The following is a 22,469-nucleotide window of genomic DNA, read 5'->3' on the forward strand; positions in this document are numbered from 1 at the left end:
GGTGTCGGCGTTCAAGAATGTTTCAAGAACCGAGAGCGTTGACCGCGATCGAGCGCGAGCTACCTGACTGCATCGGATGTTTGGATGACGGTCAGTTGTCAGCGCGCGGTGCGCAAGCGCTGTAATTCGTTCTTCACACCGGTCATGCCCAGCTGTGCGGCCTGCTCCTCGAAGTTGTCGAGTTCGTCTGACGTCTGCTCGTCCGGCCCGCGTAGCTGCCAGTCGAGAACCCGGCACCGCAGCAATGTGGGCAGTCCGCCGGTCCGCGCTGCGAGACCCGCTGCCACCGCGACTGATTCTCGTGCCGCGGCGCGATTGCCGGTGAGCATCTGCAACCGGCCGAGGGCCAGGGCCACCGGGCCGATGTTGCCGAGCTGTCCGATCAGGCCGATGTGGTCGGTGAACGGGTCGAGTTCGGTGATGAACTCGTCTGCGTACTCGGTCAATTCGAAGTCGGCCACCACGTGCGCCAGCGCCACCGCGTGACCGAGGGTGTGCCAGACATGTGCACCGCGGGTGGCCTGCCGCTGCGCGACAAGGGCAGCGGCGAGTGTTCGATCCAGCGGCGCGCCGGGTATGCCTGCGGTGCCGGCGGCGATCACCCCGCGCATGTTCGTGTCCTCAGCAGCGGCGGCAACACCGGTGATCCACTCCTTTGCGCGGCCGGCGCCGATGTCGGTGATACTTCCGAGTTCGCGGCTCAGCGACATCAGGGACATGTCGGCCTGCCCGGTCTCATACAGTTCGGTCTGTTCGTGAACACGTTTGGCGATCGCCTGATGTTGTTGTGCCCGTGTGAAATCACCGGTCCAGACAGCCATCACAACCTCCATCCAGCGAAGCTGGGCGCGCAGGATCGGCAGGTTCAGTTCTTCGCTGCCCGCGATGGCCTGGCGCAGGTGGTGCTCGGCGGCCTCGACGTCCCCCAGCGTGAAGGTGGCCATCGTTCCGATCGAATGGGCGATGACCGCGTCGAAGCGGGCCTGGCGATGATCGAGCCTCAGCAGTTCGTCGATGAGGACGACGGATTCCCTGGCATGCGTGGCCACTCCGGAGAATGTGATCAGCCGGGCCATCATCACTTCCGCAATGATGTCAGGATCGCCGGTCGAGGCCGCGAATTGTTCTGCGCGGCCTATCAATTCCGGGGCAATGGTGGGATCCGGATGATAACTGTGTCCGACACTGAGCGCACCCAGTACCTGAGCGCGCTCGGCGGGGTCGTCGGCAACGGCTTCCTCGGCGCGCGCGAGCAGTGCCAGCAGCGGGGCGGAGTCCTCTGCAGGCGACACCCAGGGCCATCCGCCACCCGACCGCAGTAGCGAGCCGGCGAGTCTACCTACCGTGGAGGACTTTTCGGCATGGACCGCGGTGGCCAGTGCTGCCTCGACCGTCTGCAGTACGGTCTGACCCCGGCCGGCCCGTGAGAGTGCTTCGAGCAGCAGGACAGTCAGTTCGTCGCGTCGTTCGTCGACCTGCTCGGCCGATGGCAGAAGTGAGTAGGCGGTCAGGGCCTGCTGCCACCAATATGCGGCGACCTCTGAGTTCCAGCGTGCGGCAGAGGTTTCCGCCGCTGCGGTGCAGGCGGCGACCGCATGCTCGGGATCGACGAGGGGAAGTGCGGCCATCAGATGCTGTGCGCGCCTGCCGAGTGCATCCGATCCTTCCGCATCGGAGAGGATCTCGGCAACCTTGGCATGTGCCCGCTTCCGCCGCAAGGCCGGGATCTGGGCCAGGACCTCTTCGCGGAGCAGTCCGTGGGCAAATGCGTAGCTGTCGGTACCCGGTGCCGCGGTGATGATGCGGTCGTCGGCGGCGGCATCGAGTTGGTCGGCAAGTGTGTCTAGATCGAGATCGGTCGCCGACGACAGCAATGCGATGTCGATGGTGTCGCCGATGACCGCGGCCATCCGAAGCGTCTGCAGCACAGCGGGATCGAGACCGGCAAGCCGCAGTCCGAGGACCGACCTCACGGCGATCGGGAGTTCATCGGCACTACGTTCGATGGCAGGCAGGCGGGCATATTCGGAGACGAACAGCGGATTTCCGCCCGTGCGCCTGGCGAGTCCGGCGACCTCGTCGGCGGTCAGCTCTTCGCTGGCGATCTCGTTGGCAAGGACGCCCACCTCGGCCTCGTCGAGTTCGGGGACAACGATCTGCCGGTTGCCGGTACCGCGCGCGACAGCGCTGAGCAGGCGGCCGAGCGCCGGGTGGCGTTCGCCGTCGCGCAGGGTGATGACGAACGCGATCGGCTGGTGGTGCACGGCGGTCGCCATCGATGCGAGAGCACCGACCGACATCGAGTCGGCCCATTGGGCGTCGTCGATGATCACCGCGAGTGGGCATGTCCCACTTGCCTGTTCGATGATTCGCTGGACCCGGTCGTAGACGGTGAATCGGGCGGTGTCGGCGTCGACGTCGGCGGTGGTGGTGAAGACCTCGCGGGGATCGGAGCCGAGGGCTGCGACCAACTGCCGGGCCGGCCACCACGACGGCGCGCCTTCTTCGGGGTTACGTGCCCACACCGCCCGCCCGCCTGCCGACTGCAGGAGGTGAGCCGCCTCGTCGGCGAGCCGGGTCTTGCCGATGCCGGGAGGGCCGATGAAGACCAGCCAGCGGGTATTGCCCACGAGCACGTCGTCGAGCACCCGGCCGATGTGTTCGAGTTCGCGAACCCGCCCGACCAGCCCGCGGTGCGTGGGGGTTTCGTTCTCGGCCGGGACCGGGACCGGAGCCGGATGCGTGTGGTCGGGGGCGCGGAGCTCGCCTGCGCCGGACCAGATCGGTTTGCGTGGCCACGCGATCAGTTCGGGGTCGTGGCGCAGGACCGCGCCCTGAAGATCGCGGAGTTCGGTACTCGGTTCCAGACCCAGGTCACCGGCGAGTCGGTGGGTGTGGTCGCCGAACACGTCGAGCGCTTCTGCGGACCGCCCGGCCTGATGCAGCGCGAGCATGTGCAGCCAGCAGCTGTGATCCCGGTACGGCTGGTGGTTCCGTAGGGCGACGACATCGGCAAGGGCCGGTGACAGCCTGCCGAGCGCGAGCAGTGCGGTGATCCGGTTCTCGATGCAGCCACTGCGGATCTCGTCGAGCCCGGCCGCCTCCGTGCGCACCCAATCCTCGTCGCCCTGACCGTCGAGCAACTCCCCGCGCCACAACCTCAATGCCTGATCGGCGGCGTCGAGAGCCGGTGCCCATTGCTCGCTGTCGGCCCGCCGTTGCGCCACGTCGGCGAGATCGAGGAACTCGCTGACGTCCACGTCGGAATCGGGCACGTCGAGGACGTAGCCGGTGGTCTGGCGCCGGATCGGAGAGGTACCCGCGTCATTGCGGAGCGCGCGGCGCAGATTGGAGATATAGGCTTGCAGGCTCGACGTCGCGCTCGGCGGTGCCTGCTCACCCCACAGTGCGTCGCAGATGCGGTCCGTCGACACCACTTTGCCGCGGTGGATCAGCAGGATCGCGAGGATGGTCCGTTGTTTGGGAGAGCCGAGATCGACTCTCGCATCGGCCTGGCCGCTGGAGTCCCGGAGTACCGCGAGCGGTCCGAGTAGCTGATAGCGCATGCCCGCCCTTCACCACTTGACGCTCACCGATCCCGCTCGGGGTGTTGATCGAACCCGGGTAGGGGGCGATTCAGAGCGGTGAATTCAGAGCCTAGGTGACGCGTGCGGTCGAAGGGAACGGCCGATTGGCCTAATTTTCCGCGGTGTCCTTGGTTTTCGCGAATGTGTTGTCGGCCGGTGCCGGAGTCGACGGCCGGCCGGAGTTGCGGGAACGGCGCGAACCGACCACTCGGCAGATCATGTAGATCGCAAATGAGATTGAGGTGACAAACACCGACGGAGGTAATCCGGGCGCCAGCGACAAAATGATCCCGGCGATCGCGGCGATTTCCGCGAACAGGATCGACAGCCCGAGGACGGCGGTCGGATTCGACGACACCCGCATCGCGGCGGCTGCCGGGGTGATGATCAGCGACATCACCAGCAGCGCACCGATGATCTGGACGCTCTGTGCCACCGCGGCACCGAGCAGGACGGCGAAGACCACCGACAGCAACCGCATCGGCACGCCGCGGGCCTCGGCGACCCGGGGATCGGTGCTGGCGAACAGCAGCGGACGGTAGATGATCGCCATCACGACAACCACGATGATCGTGGTGATCACAACGGCCGCGACGCCCTGAGCTCCGGCGGTCACCGCCTGTCCCGTGAGCAGGTTGAAGCCCGCACCCGTGCGGCCGTAGAGGGCGATGAACAGCACACCCAATCCCAGGCCGAAGGCCATCACCACGCCGATGACCGAATCCCGTTCGCGCACACGGTTGCCCAGGAGCCCGAAGATCATCGAGGCGATGATCGCGCCGATCAGGCCGCCGAGGTTCACGCTGATCCCCAACAACAGCGCGCCGGCCGCGCCGGTGAATGTCAGTTCCGCGGTGCCGTGTACGGCAAATGCCATCTGGCGGCTGACCACCATCGGGCCCAGGACCCCGCCGAGGATGCCGAGCAGTGCGGTGGCGAGCAATGCTTGCTGCACGAACCCGTACGAGAGGAGGTTGGCGGTCTCGGCGAAATCGAAGAGGTCGGACCAGCTGCGGTTCACTCGGGTACCTCGGTTGACGATGTGGACGAATGGTCACCATGGCACGCCGATTCGTCGGCCCCGACAACAACCAACCGGTCCTGGACGCGCAGGACATCGACGCGGGTCTGGTACAGCTCGCTCAGTGTTTCCGACGTCATGACCTCGGCCGGTGTGCCGATCCGGAAGCGGCCGTCGACGAGGTACACGACCCGGTCGACGTACGGCAGGATCGGGTTGATCTCGTGGGTCACGAACAGCACCGCGGTGCCGTGATCGCGGCGGCGGCGGTCTATGAGCGCCGCGACCCGACTCTGGTTGGCCGGATCCAGGCTCAGCAACGGCTCGTCGCAGAGCAGTACCGCGGGATTGCCTGACAATGCTTGTGCGACTCGAAGACGCTGCTGCTCACCACCACTGAGCAAACCGAGCGGTGCGTCGGCGAAGTCACGGGCGTCGACCTGGGCGATGGCATCGTCGACAAGTGCATTGCGGCGCTTGCGATTGCGAAACCCCAGACCCCAGGCCTGGCCATCGACACCGAGACCGACGAGATCCCGGCCGCGCAGTGGCACGCCCTCATCGTGGGTCTGTTGCTGGGGGATGTAGCCGACTTTGCTGTCACCGCTGCGCAGTCCACGACCCTCGACGGTGACCGTGCCGGAGTCCAAAGTGTATTTGCCCAGAAGCGTTTTCAGCAGCGACGTCTTGCCCGAACCGTTGGGGCCGAGGATTGCGATGAACTCGCCGCGCGCGACCGTGAGGTCGAAGTGATCCCACAGGACCCGTTGGCCGAACGACAATCGTGCGCCCGTGATCGTGACCGCGGCACCCCGGCCTGCGGTTTGATGCACGGTTTTCAGGCCGTCGGCAGCGCGCTGATCGGCTGCTCTGGGCGGTGGCGCGGATGCCGGTTCGGGCTGGGTCATGTGGTGGATTGCCTTATCGAGAAGTGCTGGTTGCGCCGACCGCCAGGGCCGACGACAGTGCTTCAACATTAGCCCGCTGCCATTCGATGTAATCGGTCGTACCTGCGGGGAAGGTCTCGGTGAAGTCGACGACGGGGACGCCTGCCTTCTCGGCAATCGCCAGCAGGGCTTTTGTTCCGTCGTCGGTGGCCTGGGTGTTGTAGATCAGGGCGCGGGCCGCACGGCCGGAGATCAGTTCCTGGGTCGCGGCGACGTCGCGGGCCGACGGCGACTGCCCGGCTTCGACCGCATCCTGCAGTCCCGCCGGTGTGATGTCGTCGAGTCCGGCTTCGGTCAGGAGATACCCGGCCAGCGGTTCGGTCTGGACGACCTTCGCTCCGGGGTTCGCGGCCTTGATCTCCGCCAGTTCACCGCGCAGTTCGTCGATCTGCTCGTTGAACGCGGCGGCATTGTCGCGGAAGTACTGGGCATTGGCGCTGTCCTTCTCGGACAACGCATTTGCGATGCTGTCGGCGACCTGACCGACGACGGTCAGGTTGTAGAAGACGTGTTCGTTGACAGCGCCGGGGGCGTGGCTGTGATCGTCCTCGGTGTGTTCGGAAGTGCCGTGCTCGTCGCCTTCCATGATGTCGAAGGCATTGACCACGATCGCTTTCGAGCTCTTCGCCGCTGCCTCCATGTAGGCGTCGTAGTGACCGCCGTTGAGGACCACAACACCGGCGTCGGCAACCTTGGCGGTGTCCTTGGCGCTTGCTTCGAACTCGTGCGGGTCGCCGTCGGGCGAGGTGTAGAGCGATGTCACCTCGGCGTGCTCACCGCCGACGGCCTCGGCGACCGAGCCCCAGACGTTGGTCGATGCGACCACGGAAACCTTGCCGTCCGCGGTGGTTCCGCCATTGTCGGAGGAACAGCCGGCGGCCACGCCGACCGCGAGGGTCAGGGCGGTGGTGACCCCCAGGAGTCGGGACCAGGTTGCCATTGCAGGACCTTTCGCATCGGTGGACGGTGTTCCGCGCAGGGCTGAGGTGCGCGACCATCTATCAGATGCTAATGATAACCGTTACCGACAACTTGTGAAAATCAGTGCTGATTGACGATCGCTGGCGTCACGAACCGCTCGACGATCTCGCGTTCCTCGTTCGCGTCGGCGCCCGGCGTCGTCAGCAACGAGATGACGATTCGGACGATGAACCGTGCCTGCAGGGCAACCTCGGCCTCCGATGAGGACGTCTCACCGGCCAGCATCTCGACGGCGGTCTGGTTGACTACCGGCGACTCGGTGCCCATCGCGCCTGCGAGTCCGGCGGCCTCCGGACTGAACCAGCTGTGCATGACCGGGTCGGCGCGGACCCCTTCCACCGAGGTCAGGATCGCTTCGGTGATGCGTTCGCCGACGTCCTCGATGTCGGCGATGCGTATGGCCACCGCCGCCGACAGGGCGCGGGCCCCGCGTTCGACATAGGCGAGGTGCAGATCGGAACGGGACGCGAAGTAGCGGTAGAGGGTGGCCCTTGAGCAGCCGGCGGTGGCGGCGATCTGGTTCATGTTCACCGCGGCGACCCCGTGGGTTACGAACAGATCGCCCGCGACATCGAGGATGCGGGCCGCGGCGGTTTCGGTTCGGCTGGCACCGAGCCAATCCGCGCCCTGGGCGTTCTCGGGGTGGCGAGTGGTCTCGGGAGATCTGCGGCTCATGGGCCGACGGTCAGGTTCATGGTGGTCGGCCTACGTACGTAATTGCCCGTTGCGTAGGCGATCGATCCTGGATCGACGGTGAACTCCGGAGCGCGGGCCAACAATTCGGTGAGGGCGACGCGGGTCTGCATCCGTGCGGCCGCGGCCCCGAGGCAGTAATGGGCGCCGCGGCTGAATGTCAGGATCTGCCGTGGGCGTCGGGTGATGTCGAGGCGGTCCGCGTCGTCGCCGAATGCTCGTGGATCGCGGTTGGCCGAGCCGTAGCAGAGCAAGACCTTGCGTCCGGCCGGGATCGTGTGATCGCCGAACGTGGCATCGGTGGTGGCGGTCCGGGCCAGGCCCTGCACCGGTGAGGTCAGGCGCAGGAACTCGTCGACCGCATCGTCGATGAGTTCCGGATTCTCGACGAGCGCTGCCCGCTGATCCGGATGCTCGCCGAGCAGCTCGGTGGCGCCGCCGAGAACGCCGGTGGTGGTGTCGTTGCCGCCGGCAACCATGGTGAAGGTGAAGGCGAGGATCGACAGCAACCCCTCAGTGCTGTCGTCCTCGCCCACGCCCGCATCCACCAGGTGGGAGATCGTGTCGTCTCCGGGGTGTGTGCGCCGGTACTCGATGAGCGTGCCGAAATAGGCCATCATCTCGAGTACTGCGGCGGTGGCGGTGTCGCCGGCCTTGCCCAGGTCGGAGGTGTCTGCGCCGACGATCGCCTCGGTCCATCCGTCGAATGCCGCCCGGTCCGATTCGGGGACACCGAGGTAGTGCGCCACAACCATGGATGGCAACGGTTTATAGAGATCGGTGACGATGTCGCCGCCGCCGGATTCGATCAGCGCATCAATCCTGGAGCGGACGAAATCGCGCACTGCGGGCTCGATCTCGTGGACCTGTTTGGGTGTGAACCCGCGGGACACCAGCTTGCGGAAATCGGTGTGGACCGGCGGATCCTGCATCACCATCGGCGGATTGTCCGTCAGCCCGATGCTCTCCAGCTCGCCGTAGGTGGTGGTCAGGCCACCAGTTGAGGTGAACGTCCGCCAGTCGTCGGCGGCGTTCGAGACGTCGGCATGGCGCGTCAGCACCCAGAAGTCGTGGTCGGGATCGGCTGATCGAACGCGATGGACGGGGTCGTGGTCACGTAGATCGGCGTACATCTCCCAGGGATCGCGCCAAGTGTCGCCGGAACGGAGCACATAGCCCGCCGCGTGCGACACTTTGTTTGACATGTCTCAAGCGTGAGACATTGGCCGCCTAGTGTCAACCGTTAATCGACATCTTGCCTTTTTCGGGCTCAGGTTGCCGGTTGTCCGTTGAGCGCGGAGATGGCCGTCTGTAGCTGCTCGGTCGCGGCCTTGGCAACGGGCACGAGTCCGGCCTCGCCGGACACATCGACCATCAGATTCGGATTCATGGCTTCGACGATCGAGGACGTCGCGTCGTCGGGGTGCGCACGGACGACGACGTTGCAGGGCAGCAGGAGTCCGATCTGACGGTTGACCCCGATGGCGCGGTGGGCCAATTGGGGATTGCAGGCACCCAGGATCAGGTAGTCCTCCATGTCTTCGTCGAGCTTGGTTTTCATGGTCGCTTTGACGTCGATCTCGGTGAGGATGCCGAAACCCTGATCGGCCAGCGCCGCTCGAGTCTTGGCGACCGCCTCGTCGAACGGGACGTTCAGGACTGTTGAAATAGCGAGTGACACAACAATTCTCCTATCGGTTGCAGATCTTTGATGGGTTGGTCTTCAGCGCAGTTCGCACTGGCGGGGGAGTCCCAGGCGATGCATGATCAGGCTGGCGGGGCACCAGCCCACGGCGCTGAAGAGCACCAGGTTCAGGGCCACGAAGGCGGTCAGGAGCAGCCACCACGTCGAGAAGGCGGTGGCCAACACCAGACTCAGTAGGACCACGGTGCCGGCGAGCAGTGGAACCACCCGCTCGATCGTCCAGGGCCGACCGGTCGTTGCCGGGGTGTTCATCGTTTCAATCCTTTCGATTCGCTCAGTGGGAGAACGAAATTGAGGGCAGGATGCGCCGCAGCCAGGTCGGTGACCACCAGGCCGCCCGTCCGGTCAGTCGGAGCAGGGCCGGCAGCAGCATCAGCCTGATCAGGACTGCGTCGAGAAGTACCGCTACTCCGAGGATGATCCCCATTTCCTTGGGAGGCAATGGCTCCGCGAACGCGAATGTGAAGAACACGGCGACCATGACCGCCGCTGCAGCAAAGATGATGCGTCCGGAGTGGGCCATCCCGTCGATCTGTGCGGTGTCGGGGTCCCCGGTTCGTTCGTAGTGTTCTTTGGCGGTGGCTAGCAAGAAGACGGTGTAGTCCATGGCGATGGCGAAGATCATGGCGAAGAAGAACACCGGTCCCCAGCCGTCGAGGAAGCCCTGCGGGGTGAATCCGAGCAACCCGGACAGGTGGCCGTCCTGGAAGATCAGTTTCGCGACCCCGAACGCGGCAGCCGTCGACAGGAGACTGACGAGGGTGCCGATCAAGGCGATGAGCGGGGCCTGCAATGCAACGAGCAGCAGCACAAAACCCAGGATCAGGATCACGGCGACGATCAGCGGGAAGTAGTCGTTCAAGGCCTGTTGCAGGTCGAGATTCTCTGCAGGCGCGCCGCCGACCAATGCGTCTGCGGGTAGGGCATCGCGAAGATCGTCCACGATGGTGCCCAGCGCCGCATCGGAGGGATCCACCGAGGGCAGTCCCTGCAGCATCACGATGTCAGAACCGTCGGCGGCGGGTTGTGGTGGAGTGACCATCTCGATTCCCTCGGTGGCCGTGGCGGCCGCAAGCGCCGACTGCGCATCGGCCGACGGCGCGACGATCTGCAGCATGCCAGGGGCGCCTTCGCCCATCTGCTGTTGAACCAGTTCATATCCCTGCCGCACCGGCGCATCCTCGGGCACCACGGAGATCGAGGGCATGGCGACCTTCAGTCCGATCACCGGGATCGCCAGTGCGATCAACACGACCAGTGATCCGAGGGCAAAAGGCCAGGGGTGGTTGTGCAGGGTCTTGCCCCAGCGCGCGAACAGGGGTGAACGATGTTGCTGGCGTTTGGCATACGGCAGGGACGCGGCATTGACTTTCGTCCCGAGTGCACCAAGGGTTGCCGGGAGCAGCGTCAGGGTGGCCGTTAGGACAAATGCCACCGCGAGCATGATGCCGATGGCCATCGTCCGTACCGCCGGTGCCGGCACGAGTAGCACCGCGGACAAGCTCACCAGGACGGTGATACCGGATAGGACAACCGCTTTGCCCGCGGTGTCCATGGTTTCGGCAACCGCTTGCGCTCTGTTCGTGTGGTTTTTGAGGGCATCGCGGAATCGGGACACGATGAACAGGGCATAGTCGATACCCAGAGCGAGGGCGAACATCATCGCAAAGTTCATGGCCCACACCGAGATCGGGGTGATCTGGTTGAGCAGGACCAACCCTCCGGCCGAAGCAACCAGGCCTGCGATTGTCAGCAACAAGGGCAACCCCGCCGCCACCAGTGAGCCGAATGCCAGGACCATGATGGCCAGCGTCACCGGCCACGAGAACAGTTCGGCCTTGATCATCGCGTCGTGATTGGCCTTGTTGAAATCGCTCCACAGCGCAGAGGCGCCGGTCGGGTACACCTCGATACCGTCACCCGAGAGACCGGTGAGTTCTTCCTTGACGTCATCGACCGCCCGGACCATGTCGTCCGTGTCCGCGTTCGCACCGGCGAGCAGGATGCCGGTGTGCTGGTCCGGGCTGATCGTCATGCCCGGCGCGGGCGGGATGATCTCGCCGAACCGGGAGTCGCCGTCGAAGACCGCGGTCGCCTCGGAGATCACCTCCTGCATGGCCGGGCTCGTCACGGTGTCGGTGTCAGAGTGGACAACCACCTGGACCGCAGCCGACGAGTTCCCGCCGAAATGCTGTTGCGCCAACTCTCGTACCTGCACCGATTCCGATCCATTGGCCTGCCACCCCGCACCTGCCAAAGAGGAGAACACCGACGGAGCCGCCGCGCCCAGCCCGATCAACACCAGTAGCCAGACGCCGAAGACCAGGCGAGAGTGCCCCGCCATCGTCGCGCCCCAGCGTCCCAGGGCTCCGGAGGGCCGAGTCGGTGGGGAGTCGGGCTTGGTTTCGGTCGGGGTGGTGCCGGTCATGGTGCGAGAACTCCTTTGGGTACGGATTGCATACCCCCATGGGTATTGCGGGGAACGCGCTCGAACATACCCATGGGGGTATGCTTGGTCAAGTACGCATCTGCCTCGGAGCCGTACCCCCTGGGGTATCGTGTGGTGGGGTAACCAGACGAAAGGCATGTGAAAAGTGATCGGTGACGAAGAAACGATGTCGGCGGTGCTGAACCGTCTACGCAGGGCGCAGGGTCAACTGGCCGGAGTGATCGCCATGATCGAGGCCGGGCGTGACTGCAAAGACGTGGTCACCCAACTCGCCGCCGTCTCGCGTGCACTCGACCGCGCCGGCTTCAAGATCGTGGCATCCGGGATGCGACAGTGCCTCAGCGCCGCGGACGGCACCCAGGCGCCACTGACCGAGGCCGAACTCGAGAAACTCTTTCTCGCCCTGGCGTGAGGCCCGCTCCGGGAGGGGTGTCGTACCGGACTGCTAGCCTGCCTGGAGGCGAGCCGCTGCGCCGTGAGTTGCTTCGTATTGCTCCCGAAAGGTGTTGCAACAAAGCATAATTAACGAAATAGACCCTTGCGAACACGTGTTCGAGCCGGTAGGCTGGGATCAGTTGATCACAGAGACTACGACAACGTCGAGCAAATCGCCTTTCACGCGAATCGGTCAACTTCCCTGTTGCTTTCATGCCCGGAGGTGTATGTGATGCGGCTTCTCGATACGGTCGATTCCCTGGTTGACCTGGACTTACCCGATGATCCCCACGCGGTACTGGGTATGACCAGGGATCTGATCACCCTGCGTAACGCGACCGAGCACCAACTCGCGGTGTGCGCTGGTGTGATCGATGAGTCGGGCATCGCACGTAGGGCCGGGTCGACGACGGCAAAGTTGCTGCAGGCCAACGGAGCAGCACCGGTATCGGCGTATCGATGGTTACGTATCGGTCCAGGTCTGGTCGGCCTGGATCGCACCGCCGGGTATTCGCGGGACGGGTTTCTCTCGTCTGAGCATGTGGACGCTGTGATCAAGGGTGTGGAGCATGTTGTCGGCCGGTCCCAGGACCCGATCACCGCCGAGCAGCGGATGGGGTTCGAGCGGAAACTGTTGAGCCATGCCATTTCCGGTGCACCTCCGGCGGAGATCGGTGCGGCCGCTCGATTGCTGGGTAACGAGGTCGCCAGGGATACTGGTGGTCTGCCGCCAGCCGAGGACCGGTCTTTGAACAGTCTGGAATACAAAGTCCGTGATGGTCGCTGTGTCGGGACGTTTGATGTGGATGCGGTGATCGGTGAAAAGTTTTTCTCCGCGTTGGACTTATGGTCCAAAGCACGCCCCGAACCCGACGGCTCGGATGACAGTCGAAGCCCCACCCAACGCCGGGCCGATGCGTTGCACCAGCTGTTGGATTGTGGTGGTGGCGGACAAACATTGGTGTCGGCGCCGCGAACCGAGGTGATGGTCACCGTGCCCGCCGATCATCCCGAAGGCGCCTCGTTACCGTGGATGGGTCCGATCACCGAAGCAACCGCCGCAACGTTGGCCTGCGATTCGTCAATCACCTCGATCACCCTCGACAGGCAGGACGTACCGATCGATATGAGTCCACCGAAACGGCTGTTCAAAGGGCTTGTGCGTAAGGCGATCATCATCCGCGATACCTGCTGTGTGAAATGCGGCGGACATGCCAGTTGGTCGGACTGCCACCACATCGTGCACTTTGTGGACGGCGGCCGGACCACGTTGGAGAACGGCTGCCTGTTGTGCCGCACCTGTCACATGGCGGTTCACAACACCGGGTGGGACGTGATCATGGGCTCCGACGGACATCCGTGGCTGATACCGCCGGCCGATATCGATCCGCAGCGAAGACCTCTACCGGCGTACAACAGACGAACCTTGACCCTCGCCGCCTGATCTGGCGCTATTGACTTCCCCTGGCGCACCCGGCTTTTCGCCGGGACCGCGCAGGCAATCTTGACAACTCCATAGTGTGAAAAGCGTGTGGTGCTGTCGCCCGCTCCCGTTGATTGGTGGGACAGGCGGCAGCACCACAGGACGCCTGGTTGCCCGAACCTTTTTCCGGCCGGCTGGTCACTGTTGCCGGGAGCGGGTGGTCTCCGTCAGGGCGGTGTCGAGGATGTCGATTCCGCGGTCCAGGTCACTGTCACTGATGGTCAGAGGTGGCGCAAGTCGGAAGATGCCACCCATTCCGGGGAGCTGGACAATGTTCATGTGCAGCCCGTGGGCGAGGCAGGCGTCGGTGACCGCCTGTCCCAATTGATCTGCGGGCGCCTTGGTTTCACGGTCGGCGACCAGTTCGATGCCGCAGAACAGGCCTCGGCCGCGCACGTCGCCGATCACCTCGTGTCGCGACTGCAGTTCCAGGAGATGATCACGCAGGCGCTTGCCTGCGGTTTCGGCTCGTGCGACCAGGTCGTCGCGGATCACGATGTCCAGGACGGTGCCTGCGACCGCCGCAGCCAGCGGATCGGATACGTGGGTGGTGAAGAAGAGGAATCCGCGCTCGTGGCAACAGGATTCGATTTCGTCGGAGGTGACCACCGCCGCCACGGGAAGTCCGGCGCCGAGAGTCTTCGACAGTGTTAGGATGTCTGGCACGGCGCCGTCGCGTTCGAAGGCGTACATCGTGCCGGTGCGGCCGAGTCCGGTCTGCGCCTCGTCTGCGATGAGGAGCATGCCCCGCTCGACGCATTTGGTCTTCAGTGCGGCGAGGTAGCCCACGGGTAGGTCGATGAGTCCGCCGGAGGAGACGATGGGTTCGACGATGCAGGCGGCGAGGCTGTCGGTGGACTGCTGATCGATGAGGGCGAAGCCGTAGTCGAGCTCGGCCTGCCAGTCGTGGTCGCCGGACGGTGTGCGGAATACCGACCGGTATGCGTTCGGTGTCGGCAGGGTGTAGTTGCCGGGCACCGGGGGACCGTAACCCTTGCGACCGGCCGAATAGGTGGCCGCGGCCGCGCCGGAGGTCATCCCGTGCCAGGACCGGTCGAACGAGACGATCTCGTAGTTGCCGGTGTAGAGCTTGGCGATCTTCAGCGCCGCCTCGTTCGATTCGGCGCCGGTCGACAGGAGCATCACCTTGTCCAGGCCGGTCGGGAGTGTGGCGGACAGGGCTTGCGCAAAGTCGACCACCGGACGGCTGAGCATGCCACTGAACAGGTGATCGAGGCCGGTCATCGCAGTGGCGACGGTTGCCGCGATCTCTGGATGGCAATGTCCCAGAACAGAACTCATCTGGCCGGAGGTGAAGTCGAGGATGGCGTTGCCGTCGCTGTCGTAGACGTAACTGCCACTGGCGCGCTCGATGATCCGCGGCGTGAAGGCCCCTCCGTAGCGGATGAGGTGCTTGTCGACCGCCGGCCAGAATGTCGAGTCGTTCACGGTGACGTCCTTCCTGGTGCCTGGTCGCGGCACAAGATCGTGGAACCCGGGTTCGGGTTCCACGATCTCATCGGTACGTCAGTTCTGTCGGCTGACCGATGTGTGCGGCATCAATGCGCCGGGTGGGATCTGACCGAACTTGCCGGCGTTGAAGTCGTCCATCGCCTCGATCAGCTGCGCCTTGGTGTTCATCACGAACGGCCCGTACTGGAACACCGGTTCACGGATGGGACGTCCGCCGAGCAGCAGCACCTCGAGCGCGGGCCGGTTCGAATCCTGATGTGCCGCTGCCGAGATGGAGATCCGGTCGCCGGGACCGAGCACGGCCAGTTGACCCTGCTGGATCGGGTTGCCGACCGGACCCACGGTGCCACGCCCGGACAGTACGTACACCAGTGCGTTGAAGTCGCGGTTCCACGGCAGGTCGAGCTCGGCGCCCGGTTCGATTGTGGCGTGCGCCAGGGTGATCGGAGTGCGGGTGGAGCCGGGTCCCCGATGCCCGTCGATGTCACCGGCGATGATGCGCACGAGCGCGCCGCCGTCGGCGGAGCTGAGCAGGGTGGCCTGCTTGCCTTCGATGGACTGGTAACCGGGGTCGGACATCTTCTCGGCCGCAGGCAGATTCACCCAGAGCTGGACACCATGGAACAGACCGCCACTTTCCACCAGCTGTGCCGGTGGGGTCTCGATGTGCAGGATGCCCGAACCGGCGGTCATCCACTGGGTGGCGCCGTCCGAGATCAAACCGCCGCCGCCGTGCGAATCCTGGTGCTGGAAACGTCCGTCGATCATGTAGGTCACGGTCTCGAAGCCGCGGTGGGGATGCCAGTTGGTGCCGCGGGGTTCACCGGGCTGGTACTCGACCTCGCCCATCTGGTCCATGTGCACAAACGGATCGAGGTCGGTCTTCGATGCGCCTGCAAAAGCCCGGACGACGGGAAACCCTTCGCCCTCGTATCCACGGGGTCCTGTGGTCACCGACCGAACCGGACGTTCGGTGTCGGCGGCGGTGGAGCCGGCGATGCGGGGCAGGGTCAAGGTATCTGCGGTCACGGCTGGCATGGCTGGCTCCTTCGAAGCAGGTGAGACGGTACGCACGATATAATCGGACTTCGGTCCGTTTCATTCCCGAGTGTGGGGTGCGCCCTTCTCGGCAACATCATCAACCCGAGGTCTACTTCCAAGCTGATTCGACATGTGTCAATATTGACGTATGTCGAATCAAGGTTCGCGGGATGAAGCCTGCTGCTCGCCGCTGGTGCGGGAGCCGCTGACCGAGGACTGGGCCACCGACCTCGCCCGGATGTTCAAGGCGCTCGGTGATCCGGTGCGCCTGCGGTTGTTGTCGCTGATCGCTTCCCATGCCGGGGGAGAGGCCTGTGTCTGTGACATCTCCGGATCCTTCGAACTGTCGCAGCCGACCATCTCCCATCACCTGAAGGTGCTGCGCGAGGCCGGGCTCCTGGACTGCGAGCGGCGCGGGACCTGGGTGTACTACCGGGTGATCTCCTCGGCGCTGTCGCAGCTGTCCTCGGTCCTGCTCACCGACGTCGAACTCGCGCTGCCGTCATCGGTGTGTGCGGAGGTCACGGCGTGAGTGAGACCCGAACCGCGCAGTCGGCCGCCGTCGTCGGCAAACTCTCGACCCTCGACCGCTACCTGCCGGTGTGGATCGGCGTCGCGATGGTTGCCGGACTGCTGCTCGGCCGGGGGGTCCCTGGTCTCGGTGACGTGCTCGGCGCGGTGGAAATCGACGGCATCTCTCTGCCGATCGCCCTTGGTCTGCTGATCATGATGTATCCGGTCCTGGCGAAGGTCCGCTACGACCGCCTCGATTCGGTCACCGGCGACCGCAAGCTCCTCCTCGGTTCCCTGGCGCTGAACTGGGTGCTCGGCCCGGCCCTGATGTTCGCGCTGGCCTGGATCTTCCTGTCGGACCTGCCCGAGTATCGGACCGGGCTGATCATCGTCGGCCTGGCCCGCTGCATCGCGATGGTCATCATCTGGAACGACCTCGCCTGCGGCGACCGGGAGGCGGCCGCGGTCCTGGTCGCGATCAATTCGGTGTTCCAGGTGATCATGTTCGCGGTGCTCGGCTGGTTTTATCTGTCTGTGCTGCCGGGTTGGCTGGATCTGGAGCAGACCACCATCGACACCTCGCCGTGGCAGATCGCGAAGTCGGTGCTGATCTTCCTCGGCGTCCCACTGCTGGCGGGATTCCTCACGCGCCGCTACGGCGAGAAGGCCAAGGGCCGCGACTGGTACGAATCGAAGTTCCTGCCGCGCATCGGGCCGTGGGCGCTGTACGGGCTCCTGTTCACGATCGTGATCCTCTTCGCGCTGCAGGGTGAGCAGATCACCTCGAAACCGGTCGACGTCGTCCGCATCGCGATCCCGCTCCTCGTCTACTTCGCGATCATGTGGGGCGGCGGATTTCTGCTCGGGGCGGTCGCCGGCATGGGCTACGAGCGGACCACGACACTGGCGTTCACCGCGGCGGGCAACAATTTCGAGCTCGCCATCGCCGTCGCGATCGCCACGTACGGCGCGAGCTCCGGGCAGGCGCTCGCCGGTGTTGTCGGGCCGCTGATCGAGGTCCCGGTGCTCGTCGGCCTGGTCTACGTCTCGCTGGCCCTGCGAAAGCGCTTCGCGCCCACGATCTCCGCCCGACCACAATCGAAAGGCCGCTGAATGTCGACTGCAAGCGTCTTGTTTGTCTGTGTGCACAACGCAGGCCGATCCCAGATGGCCGCCGGATTCCTCACCGCGCTCGGCGGTGACCGGATCGAGGTCCGTTCTGCAGGCAGTGCACCCGCCGACCAGGTGAACCAGGCCGCGGTCGAGGCGATGGCCGAGGTCGGCATCGACATCTCCGCGCAGAAGCCGAAGATCCTCACCGCCGATGCCGCGGAGGCCTCCGACGTGGTGATCACGATGGGCTGCGGTGACACCTGTCCGATTTTCCCCGGCACGAGCTACCGCGACTGGGTCCTCGACGATCCGGCCGGGCAAGGCGTCGAGGCCGTCCGCCCGATCCGCGACGAGATCAGGGCAAAGGTTGAAGCCCTCCTGCTTGAACTCAACTCATAGGGTTGAACTCAACTCGTAGAGGTCGAACCCTGCTGCGTGGACAGCCGGACACACCGCGGGCGCGTCGGCGGGCGGAACCCTGTCCGGCCCACACGATTAGTGTGGACCCATGGGTACTTCCATGGGCCGGGTCCTGGCAGGCGACGGCACGCAGATCAGTTACCGCACGGCCGGTTCCTCGGGCAACGACGATGCCCCGGTGGTGGTGCTGATCCACGGCTGGGCGCAGTCGTCGCGATCATGGGGCGATGCGCTGGTCGACGACCTGTCGCAGGACTTCCGGGTCATCGCGATCGACCTGCGTGGCCATGGAGATTCCTCGGTGCCCGCCGACGACCACCTGGGCGCCGAGGACTTCGGCGGCGACATCGCCGCGGTTCTCGATGCCGAGGTGACCGGCGATCAACAGATCTTCCTACTCGGCTGGTCATACGGCGGGCTGGTGGTCGGTGACTACCTCAAGCACCGCGCCGATACGGATTCTGCTGCGCCGAATCCGGCCGGACTGATCCTGGCCGGTGCGATCACCTCGATGGGACGCGGCGAAGCCGGTGGTCGGGTCGGGCCCGTGATGCGTGCTGCCCTGCCCGCCGGCTACTCGGAGGATCCCGCCGTCGCGACCGCGGCGCTGCTGACCTTCGTCGAAGCATTGGTCCCGTCGGAGCAGGGCGCCCTTGCGCAACAGTTCCTCGGTACGTCGCTGACCGTTCCACCCGCAGTCCGGGCCGGACTGTTCGGACGCGGCGCCTCCTACGACGACGTGCTCGCCGGTTTCGACGGTGAGGTATTGGTCATCCACGGCACCGCCGACCCGGTGGTCGACATCTCCTGCGCACAGCACGTCGCAACCCTGGTACCCGGTGCGATAACCCGGTATTGGGACGGCGCGAGGCACGCACCCTTTGTCGAAGACCCGACCCGGTTCGCCGCGCAGGTGCGCGAGTTCGTCACCGCCACCGCAGGAGCACTCCGATGAACGCCGGCACCGACTTTCCGGTCCCGCACCGGGTGGCGCTGATCTCCGTGCACACCTCGCCGCTGGCCCAGCCCGGTGTCGGTGATGCAGGCGGGATGAACGTCTACGTCTGGCAAACCGCAAAGCGTCTCGCGGAACGTGGTGTCGAGGTCGAGATATTCACGCGTGCAACATCTTCGACGGATGCGCCGATGGTGTTGGCGGCGCCCGGGGTGGTCGTTCGCAACGTGGTCGCCGGGCCGTTCGAAGGTCTCGACAAGCGGGATCTGCCCACGCAGTTGTGCGCCTTCACCGCCGGGGTACTGCGTGCCGAGGCCGGACGTCCGGCCGGATACTACGACCTGGTGCATTCGCACTACTGGCTGTCCGGGCAGGTGGGCTGGCTGGCCCGCGACCGGTGGGCGGTACCGCTGGTGCACACCGCGCATACCCTCGCCGCGGTGAAGAACGCTTCCCTCGCCGAGGGTGACGTCCCGGAGCCGCCGATGCGCCAGATCGGCGAGCAGCAGGTGATCGACGAGGCGGATCGTCTCATCGTCAACACCGAAACCGAAGCGCAGCAGCTGGTTTCGATCCACAACGCAGATCCTTCGCGTATTGATGTGGTGACACCCGGAGCGGATCTCGACTGCTACACACCGGGGTCGCGGACCGAGGCCAGGTTGTTCCTCGGCATCGATCCCGACGAGGTCGTCGTGACGTTCGTTGGCCGGATCCAACCTCTCAAGGCGCCGGACATTTTGGTGCGGGCGGCTGCACCGCTGATTCGCCGAGGTCTGGCCGGAGGTCGCAAACTCCGGGTCCTGATCGCAGGCGGTCCGTCGGGTTCGGGGCTACAGCGGCCGACCTCGCTCATCGAATTGGCCCGCGAGCTGGGTATGGAATCGTCGGTGACCTTCATCCCGCCGCAGTCGCCGGAGCGCCTTGCCGGGGTGTACCGGGCATCGGATCTGATTGCGGTGCCGAGCTATTCGGAGAGCTTCGGTCTTGTTGCCATCGAGGCGCAGGCGGTGGGTGTGCCGGTGATCGCCGCCGACGTCGGTGGTCTGGGAGTCGCAGTGGATGACGGTGTCACCGGAGTGCTGGTGTCCGGGCATGACGTCGACCACTGGAGTGCCGAACTCGGTCGACTGCTCGATGATCCGGAATTGCTGACCAAGATGGGCGCTGCCGCCCGCGTGCACGCACAGAACTTTTCCTGGGATCACACTGCGGATCAGCTACTCGACAGCTACAGCCGGGCCATCGGTACCTTCCGTGGGCAGTATCCCTTGGCACCACAAGGAAGCGCCGATGCCCGGCCGCTTTCCCGGATTGCCCGCCGCTTTGCCGGACGACGAAATGGAGTGCGCGCATGACCGCAGACGTCACCGCTGATCTGAGTCTGATCGTCGAAGACTTTCTCAAGAGCCGTGAATTGGCATATGGCCGTAAGAATTCCGGTGGCAGCGGTGCCGGCCATTTTGTGGTCGAACTACCGGGAGAGAAGAAACTCAAGACGACGGTGCTCCTGACGACGGGGTCGCACGGCCTGCGGTTGGAGGCGTTCGTCTGCCGGAAGCCCGACGAGAACCACGAGGGTGTCTACCGGTGGATGCTCAAGCGCAACCGTCGCCTGTACGGCATGGCATACACCCTGGACAACGCAGGCGACATCTATCTGGTGGGTAGGCACTCGGCAGAATCGATCACGGCGGACGAACTGGACCGGCTGCTCGGACAGGCACTCGAGGCCGCCGACGGCGATTTCAACGTGCTGCTGGAAATCGGGTTCATCACCTCGATCCGGCGTGAGTGGGCATGGCGGGTGTCGCGGGGCGAGTCGCTCAAGAACCTGAAGGCCTTCGAACACCTCATCCGGGACGAAGACCTGGCCGATGGCGCCACCGGCGGAGGCCAGAATCCGGCGATTGTCGCAGAACCCAGAGATCCAGAACTATTCGGATCCGTCGAAGGCTGACAAGAATCATTGGTAGGTTGTTCACCGCCAGGTAACACACACTGCGCCGGGTAACACACTGCGGAGGTCTCACAGATCATGAGTTTCAAAAGCCCTTATCCCCCTGTCGAGATCTCGGATACGTCGGTCTACGACACGCTGTTCGGGTCGATCAGCGAAGAGGACCTCGATCGGGTTGCTGCGATCGATGCCGGTGCCACCGAGGGCATCACCTACCGCGAATTGATCGCCCGAATCGACGGATTCGCCGGAGCGCTGGCGGCCCGCGGCATCGGTGTCGGTGACGTGGTGGCCCTGCACTCGGCCAACACCTCGGCGTTTGCCTTTGTCTTCCACGGGATCCTGCGTTCCGGTGCCACCGCGACCACCGTCAACGCCCTGTTCACCGCCTCAGACATCGTCAAGCAGCTCAAGGACTCGGGCGCGAAGATGCTGATCACCATCACGCAGCTCGAAGAGCAGGCCAAGGCCGCCGCTGCAGAGGTCGGCCTGCCCGAGAGCGCTGTGATCGTTCTCAACGGTCCCGGTGAGAAAGACAGCCAGAACCCCAACGCGATCGACCTACTGGGGGCGGGACTGCCTGCACCTGATGTCGATTTTGATCCGGCCACGCACCTTGCGGTGCTGCCGTACAGTTCCGGCACGACCGGCAACCCCAAGGGCGTGATGCTCACGCATCGCAACCTTGTCGCCAACGTCCAGCAGATCCAGCCGTTGCTCAAGATGAAGGCCAGCGACGCGGTCTTGGCGGTGCTGCCGTTCTTCCACATCTACGGAATGACGGTGTTGCTCAACGCCGCTCTGCTCAATCGCGCGAAACTCGTTGTGATGGCGCGCTTCGATCTCGAACAGTTCCTGGCGTCGATCCAGAACTACAAGTGCAGCTACGTGTTCATCGCACCGCCGGTGGCCGTTGCGCTGGCCAAGCATCCGATGGTCGACGAATACGACCTCTCGTCGATCAACACCATCATGTCCGGTGCCGCGCCGCTGGACGAGCATCTCGGCAAGGCAGTCGCCAAACGTCTTGGCACACAGGTGATCCAGGGTTACGGCATGAGTGAGCTCAGTCCGGTCAGCCACGTCATCCCGGCCGGCGAAATCGAGGGTCCGCAGGCGCCGCTCAACTCGTGTGGCTGGCCCGTCCCCAACACGGTCAACAAGATCGTCGACCCGGTGACCGGCGAGGACATCGGTATTCCCGCCGAGGGCGTCAGCGAACCCGGTGAACTGTGGGTTGCCGGTCCCAACGTGATGGTCGGTTATCTGAACAACGACGCCGCGACCGCCGAGACCATCGACGCCGACGGGTTCCTGCACACCGGCGACATGGCCGTCGTCGACTCCAACGGATTCGTCTACATCGTCGACCGGCTCAAAGAACTGATCAAGTACAAGGGCTACCAGGTGCCGCCCGCCGAACTCGAAGCGCTGCTGCTGACCCACCCCGACGTCGTCGATGTCGCGGTCATCGGTGTGATCGAGCCCGACAGCGGCGAGGAGATCCCCAAGGCGTTTGTCGTCAAGCGCGAGGGCAGCGATCTCACCGGCGACCGGGTCATCGAGTTCGTGGGATCCCAGGTGGCTCCGCACAAGAAGGTGCGTGCCGTCGAGTTCATCGAGTCGATCCCGAAGAGCGCGGCAGGCAAGATCCTGCGCAAGGATCTACGCAAGTAGACCTTCACGAAACGCT

20 protein-coding genes are annotated in these 22,469 nt (G+C 64.8%); 9 read left to right on the forward strand and 11 right to left on the reverse strand.

What is annotated here, in order from left to right:
- Window positions 1-98 precede the first annotated feature (98 nt).
- The 9 genes from AC1TPF_RS07195 to AC1TPF_RS07235 form a co-directional block, all read right to left on the reverse strand.
- Window positions 99-3,566, reverse strand: a complete 3,468-nt coding sequence (locus AC1TPF_RS07195; RefSeq protein WP_482143254.1) for an ATP-binding protein — start codon at window positions 3,564-3,566, stop codon at window positions 99-101.
- 130 nt (window positions 3,567-3,696) lie between these two features.
- Window positions 3,697-4,608: a metal ABC transporter permease gene (locus AC1TPF_RS07200; protein WP_482135802.1), complete on the reverse strand. Its 912-nt coding sequence runs from the start codon at window positions 4,606-4,608 to the stop codon at window positions 3,697-3,699.
- A complete protein-coding gene (locus tag AC1TPF_RS07205; protein ID WP_482143256.1) occupies window positions 4,605-5,516 on the reverse strand; it encodes a metal ABC transporter ATP-binding protein in 912 nt (303 codons plus the stop codon). The genes AC1TPF_RS07200 and AC1TPF_RS07205 overlap by 4 nt, the downstream gene beginning before the upstream one ends.
- 13 nt (window positions 5,517-5,529) lie before the next feature.
- Window positions 5,530-6,495: a metal ABC transporter solute-binding protein, Zn/Mn family gene (locus tag AC1TPF_RS07210; RefSeq protein WP_482143258.1), complete on the reverse strand. Its 966-nt coding sequence runs from the start codon at window positions 6,493-6,495 to the stop codon at window positions 5,530-5,532.
- 101 nt (window positions 6,496-6,596) lie between these two features.
- A complete protein-coding gene (locus AC1TPF_RS07215; RefSeq protein ID WP_482143259.1) occupies window positions 6,597-7,211 on the reverse strand; it encodes a TetR/AcrR family transcriptional regulator in 615 nt (204 codons plus the stop codon).
- Window positions 7,208-8,434, reverse strand: a complete 1,227-nt coding sequence (locus AC1TPF_RS07220) for a cytochrome P450 (protein WP_482143261.1) — start codon at window positions 8,432-8,434, stop codon at window positions 7,208-7,210. The genes AC1TPF_RS07215 and AC1TPF_RS07220 overlap by 4 nt, the downstream gene beginning before the upstream one ends.
- Before the next feature lie 65 nt (window positions 8,435-8,499).
- On the reverse strand, window positions 8,500-8,910 hold the full coding sequence (locus AC1TPF_RS07225) for a DUF302 domain-containing protein (RefSeq protein ID WP_482143263.1): 411 nt from the start codon (window positions 8,908-8,910) through the stop codon (window positions 8,500-8,502).
- Window positions 8,911-8,952: 42 nt separating this feature from the next.
- Complete coding sequence (locus tag AC1TPF_RS07230) at window positions 8,953-9,186, reverse strand: YgaP family membrane protein (RefSeq protein WP_482143265.1); 234 nt, start codon at window positions 9,184-9,186, stop codon at window positions 8,953-8,955.
- Window positions 9,187-9,208: 22 nt separating this feature from the next.
- Entirely contained in the window at window positions 9,209-11,362 is a 2,154-nt protein-coding gene (locus tag AC1TPF_RS07235) for an MMPL family transporter (RefSeq protein ID WP_482143266.1), read from the reverse strand.
- Window positions 11,363-11,528: 166 nt separating this feature from the next.
- On the opposite strand from AC1TPF_RS07235, the gene AC1TPF_RS07240 reads away from it, so the two are divergent.
- Both AC1TPF_RS07240 and AC1TPF_RS07245 read left to right on the forward strand, forming a co-directional pair.
- Window positions 11,529-11,795: a metal-sensitive transcriptional regulator gene (locus AC1TPF_RS07240; RefSeq protein ID WP_482135794.1), complete on the forward strand. Its 267-nt coding sequence runs from the start codon at window positions 11,529-11,531 to the stop codon at window positions 11,793-11,795.
- 255 nt (window positions 11,796-12,050) lie between these two features.
- Entirely contained in the window at window positions 12,051-13,262 is a 1,212-nt protein-coding gene (locus AC1TPF_RS07245; protein ID WP_482143268.1) for an HNH endonuclease, read from the forward strand.
- A gap of 177 nt (window positions 13,263-13,439) precedes the next feature.
- Here AC1TPF_RS07245 and AC1TPF_RS07250 read toward each other — a convergent pair whose 3' ends face one another.
- A complete protein-coding gene (locus tag AC1TPF_RS07250) occupies window positions 13,440-14,750 on the reverse strand; it encodes an aspartate aminotransferase family protein (protein ID WP_482143270.1) in 1,311 nt (436 codons plus the stop codon).
- A 78-nt stretch (window positions 14,751-14,828) separates the two neighbouring features.
- Window positions 14,829-15,812 carry a pirin family protein gene (locus AC1TPF_RS07255; RefSeq protein WP_482135791.1) on the reverse strand — a complete coding sequence of 328 codons (984 nt, stop codon included), beginning with the start codon at window positions 15,810-15,812 and terminating at the stop codon, window positions 14,829-14,831.
- A 151-nt stretch (window positions 15,813-15,963) separates the two neighbouring features.
- On the opposite strand from AC1TPF_RS07255, the gene AC1TPF_RS07260 reads away from it, so the two are divergent.
- From AC1TPF_RS07260 to AC1TPF_RS07290, 7 genes are all read left to right on the forward strand, one after another.
- Complete coding sequence (locus tag AC1TPF_RS07260) at window positions 15,964-16,347, forward strand: ArsR/SmtB family transcription factor (RefSeq protein ID WP_482143272.1); 384 nt, start codon at window positions 15,964-15,966, stop codon at window positions 16,345-16,347.
- Window positions 16,344-17,441 carry an ACR3 family arsenite efflux transporter gene (gene arsB / locus AC1TPF_RS07265; RefSeq protein WP_482143274.1) on the forward strand — a complete coding sequence of 366 codons (1,098 nt, stop codon included), beginning with the start codon at window positions 16,344-16,346 and terminating at the stop codon, window positions 17,439-17,441. Before AC1TPF_RS07260 ends, arsB begins: the two co-directional genes overlap by 4 nt.
- The gene (locus tag AC1TPF_RS07270) at window positions 17,442-17,840 is read left to right on the forward strand and encodes an arsenate reductase ArsC (protein ID WP_482143276.1); all 399 of its coding nucleotides are present in this window, start codon (window positions 17,442-17,444) and stop codon (window positions 17,838-17,840) included.
- Window positions 17,841-17,949: 109 nt separating this feature from the next.
- Window positions 17,950-18,816, forward strand: a complete 867-nt coding sequence (locus tag AC1TPF_RS07275; protein ID WP_482143277.1) for an alpha/beta fold hydrolase — start codon at window positions 17,950-17,952, stop codon at window positions 18,814-18,816.
- Window positions 18,813-20,174: a D-inositol-3-phosphate glycosyltransferase gene (gene mshA, locus AC1TPF_RS07280; protein WP_482143278.1), complete on the forward strand. Its 1,362-nt coding sequence runs from the start codon at window positions 18,813-18,815 to the stop codon at window positions 20,172-20,174. The genes AC1TPF_RS07275 and mshA overlap by 4 nt, the downstream gene beginning before the upstream one ends.
- Window positions 20,171-20,776 (forward strand): type III secretion system chaperone family protein, encoded by a 606-nt coding sequence (locus AC1TPF_RS07285; RefSeq protein ID WP_482135784.1) that lies wholly within the window; start codon window positions 20,171-20,173, stop codon window positions 20,774-20,776. Before mshA ends, AC1TPF_RS07285 begins: the two co-directional genes overlap by 4 nt.
- Window positions 20,777-20,854: 78 nt before the next feature.
- Window positions 20,855-22,453 carry an AMP-binding protein gene (locus tag AC1TPF_RS07290; RefSeq protein ID WP_482135783.1) on the forward strand — a complete coding sequence of 533 codons (1,599 nt, stop codon included), beginning with the start codon at window positions 20,855-20,857 and terminating at the stop codon, window positions 22,451-22,453.
- The last annotated feature ends 16 nt before the right edge of the window (window positions 22,454-22,469 follow it).

Source organism: Williamsia sp. Y853 (genome assembly GCF_056786495.1).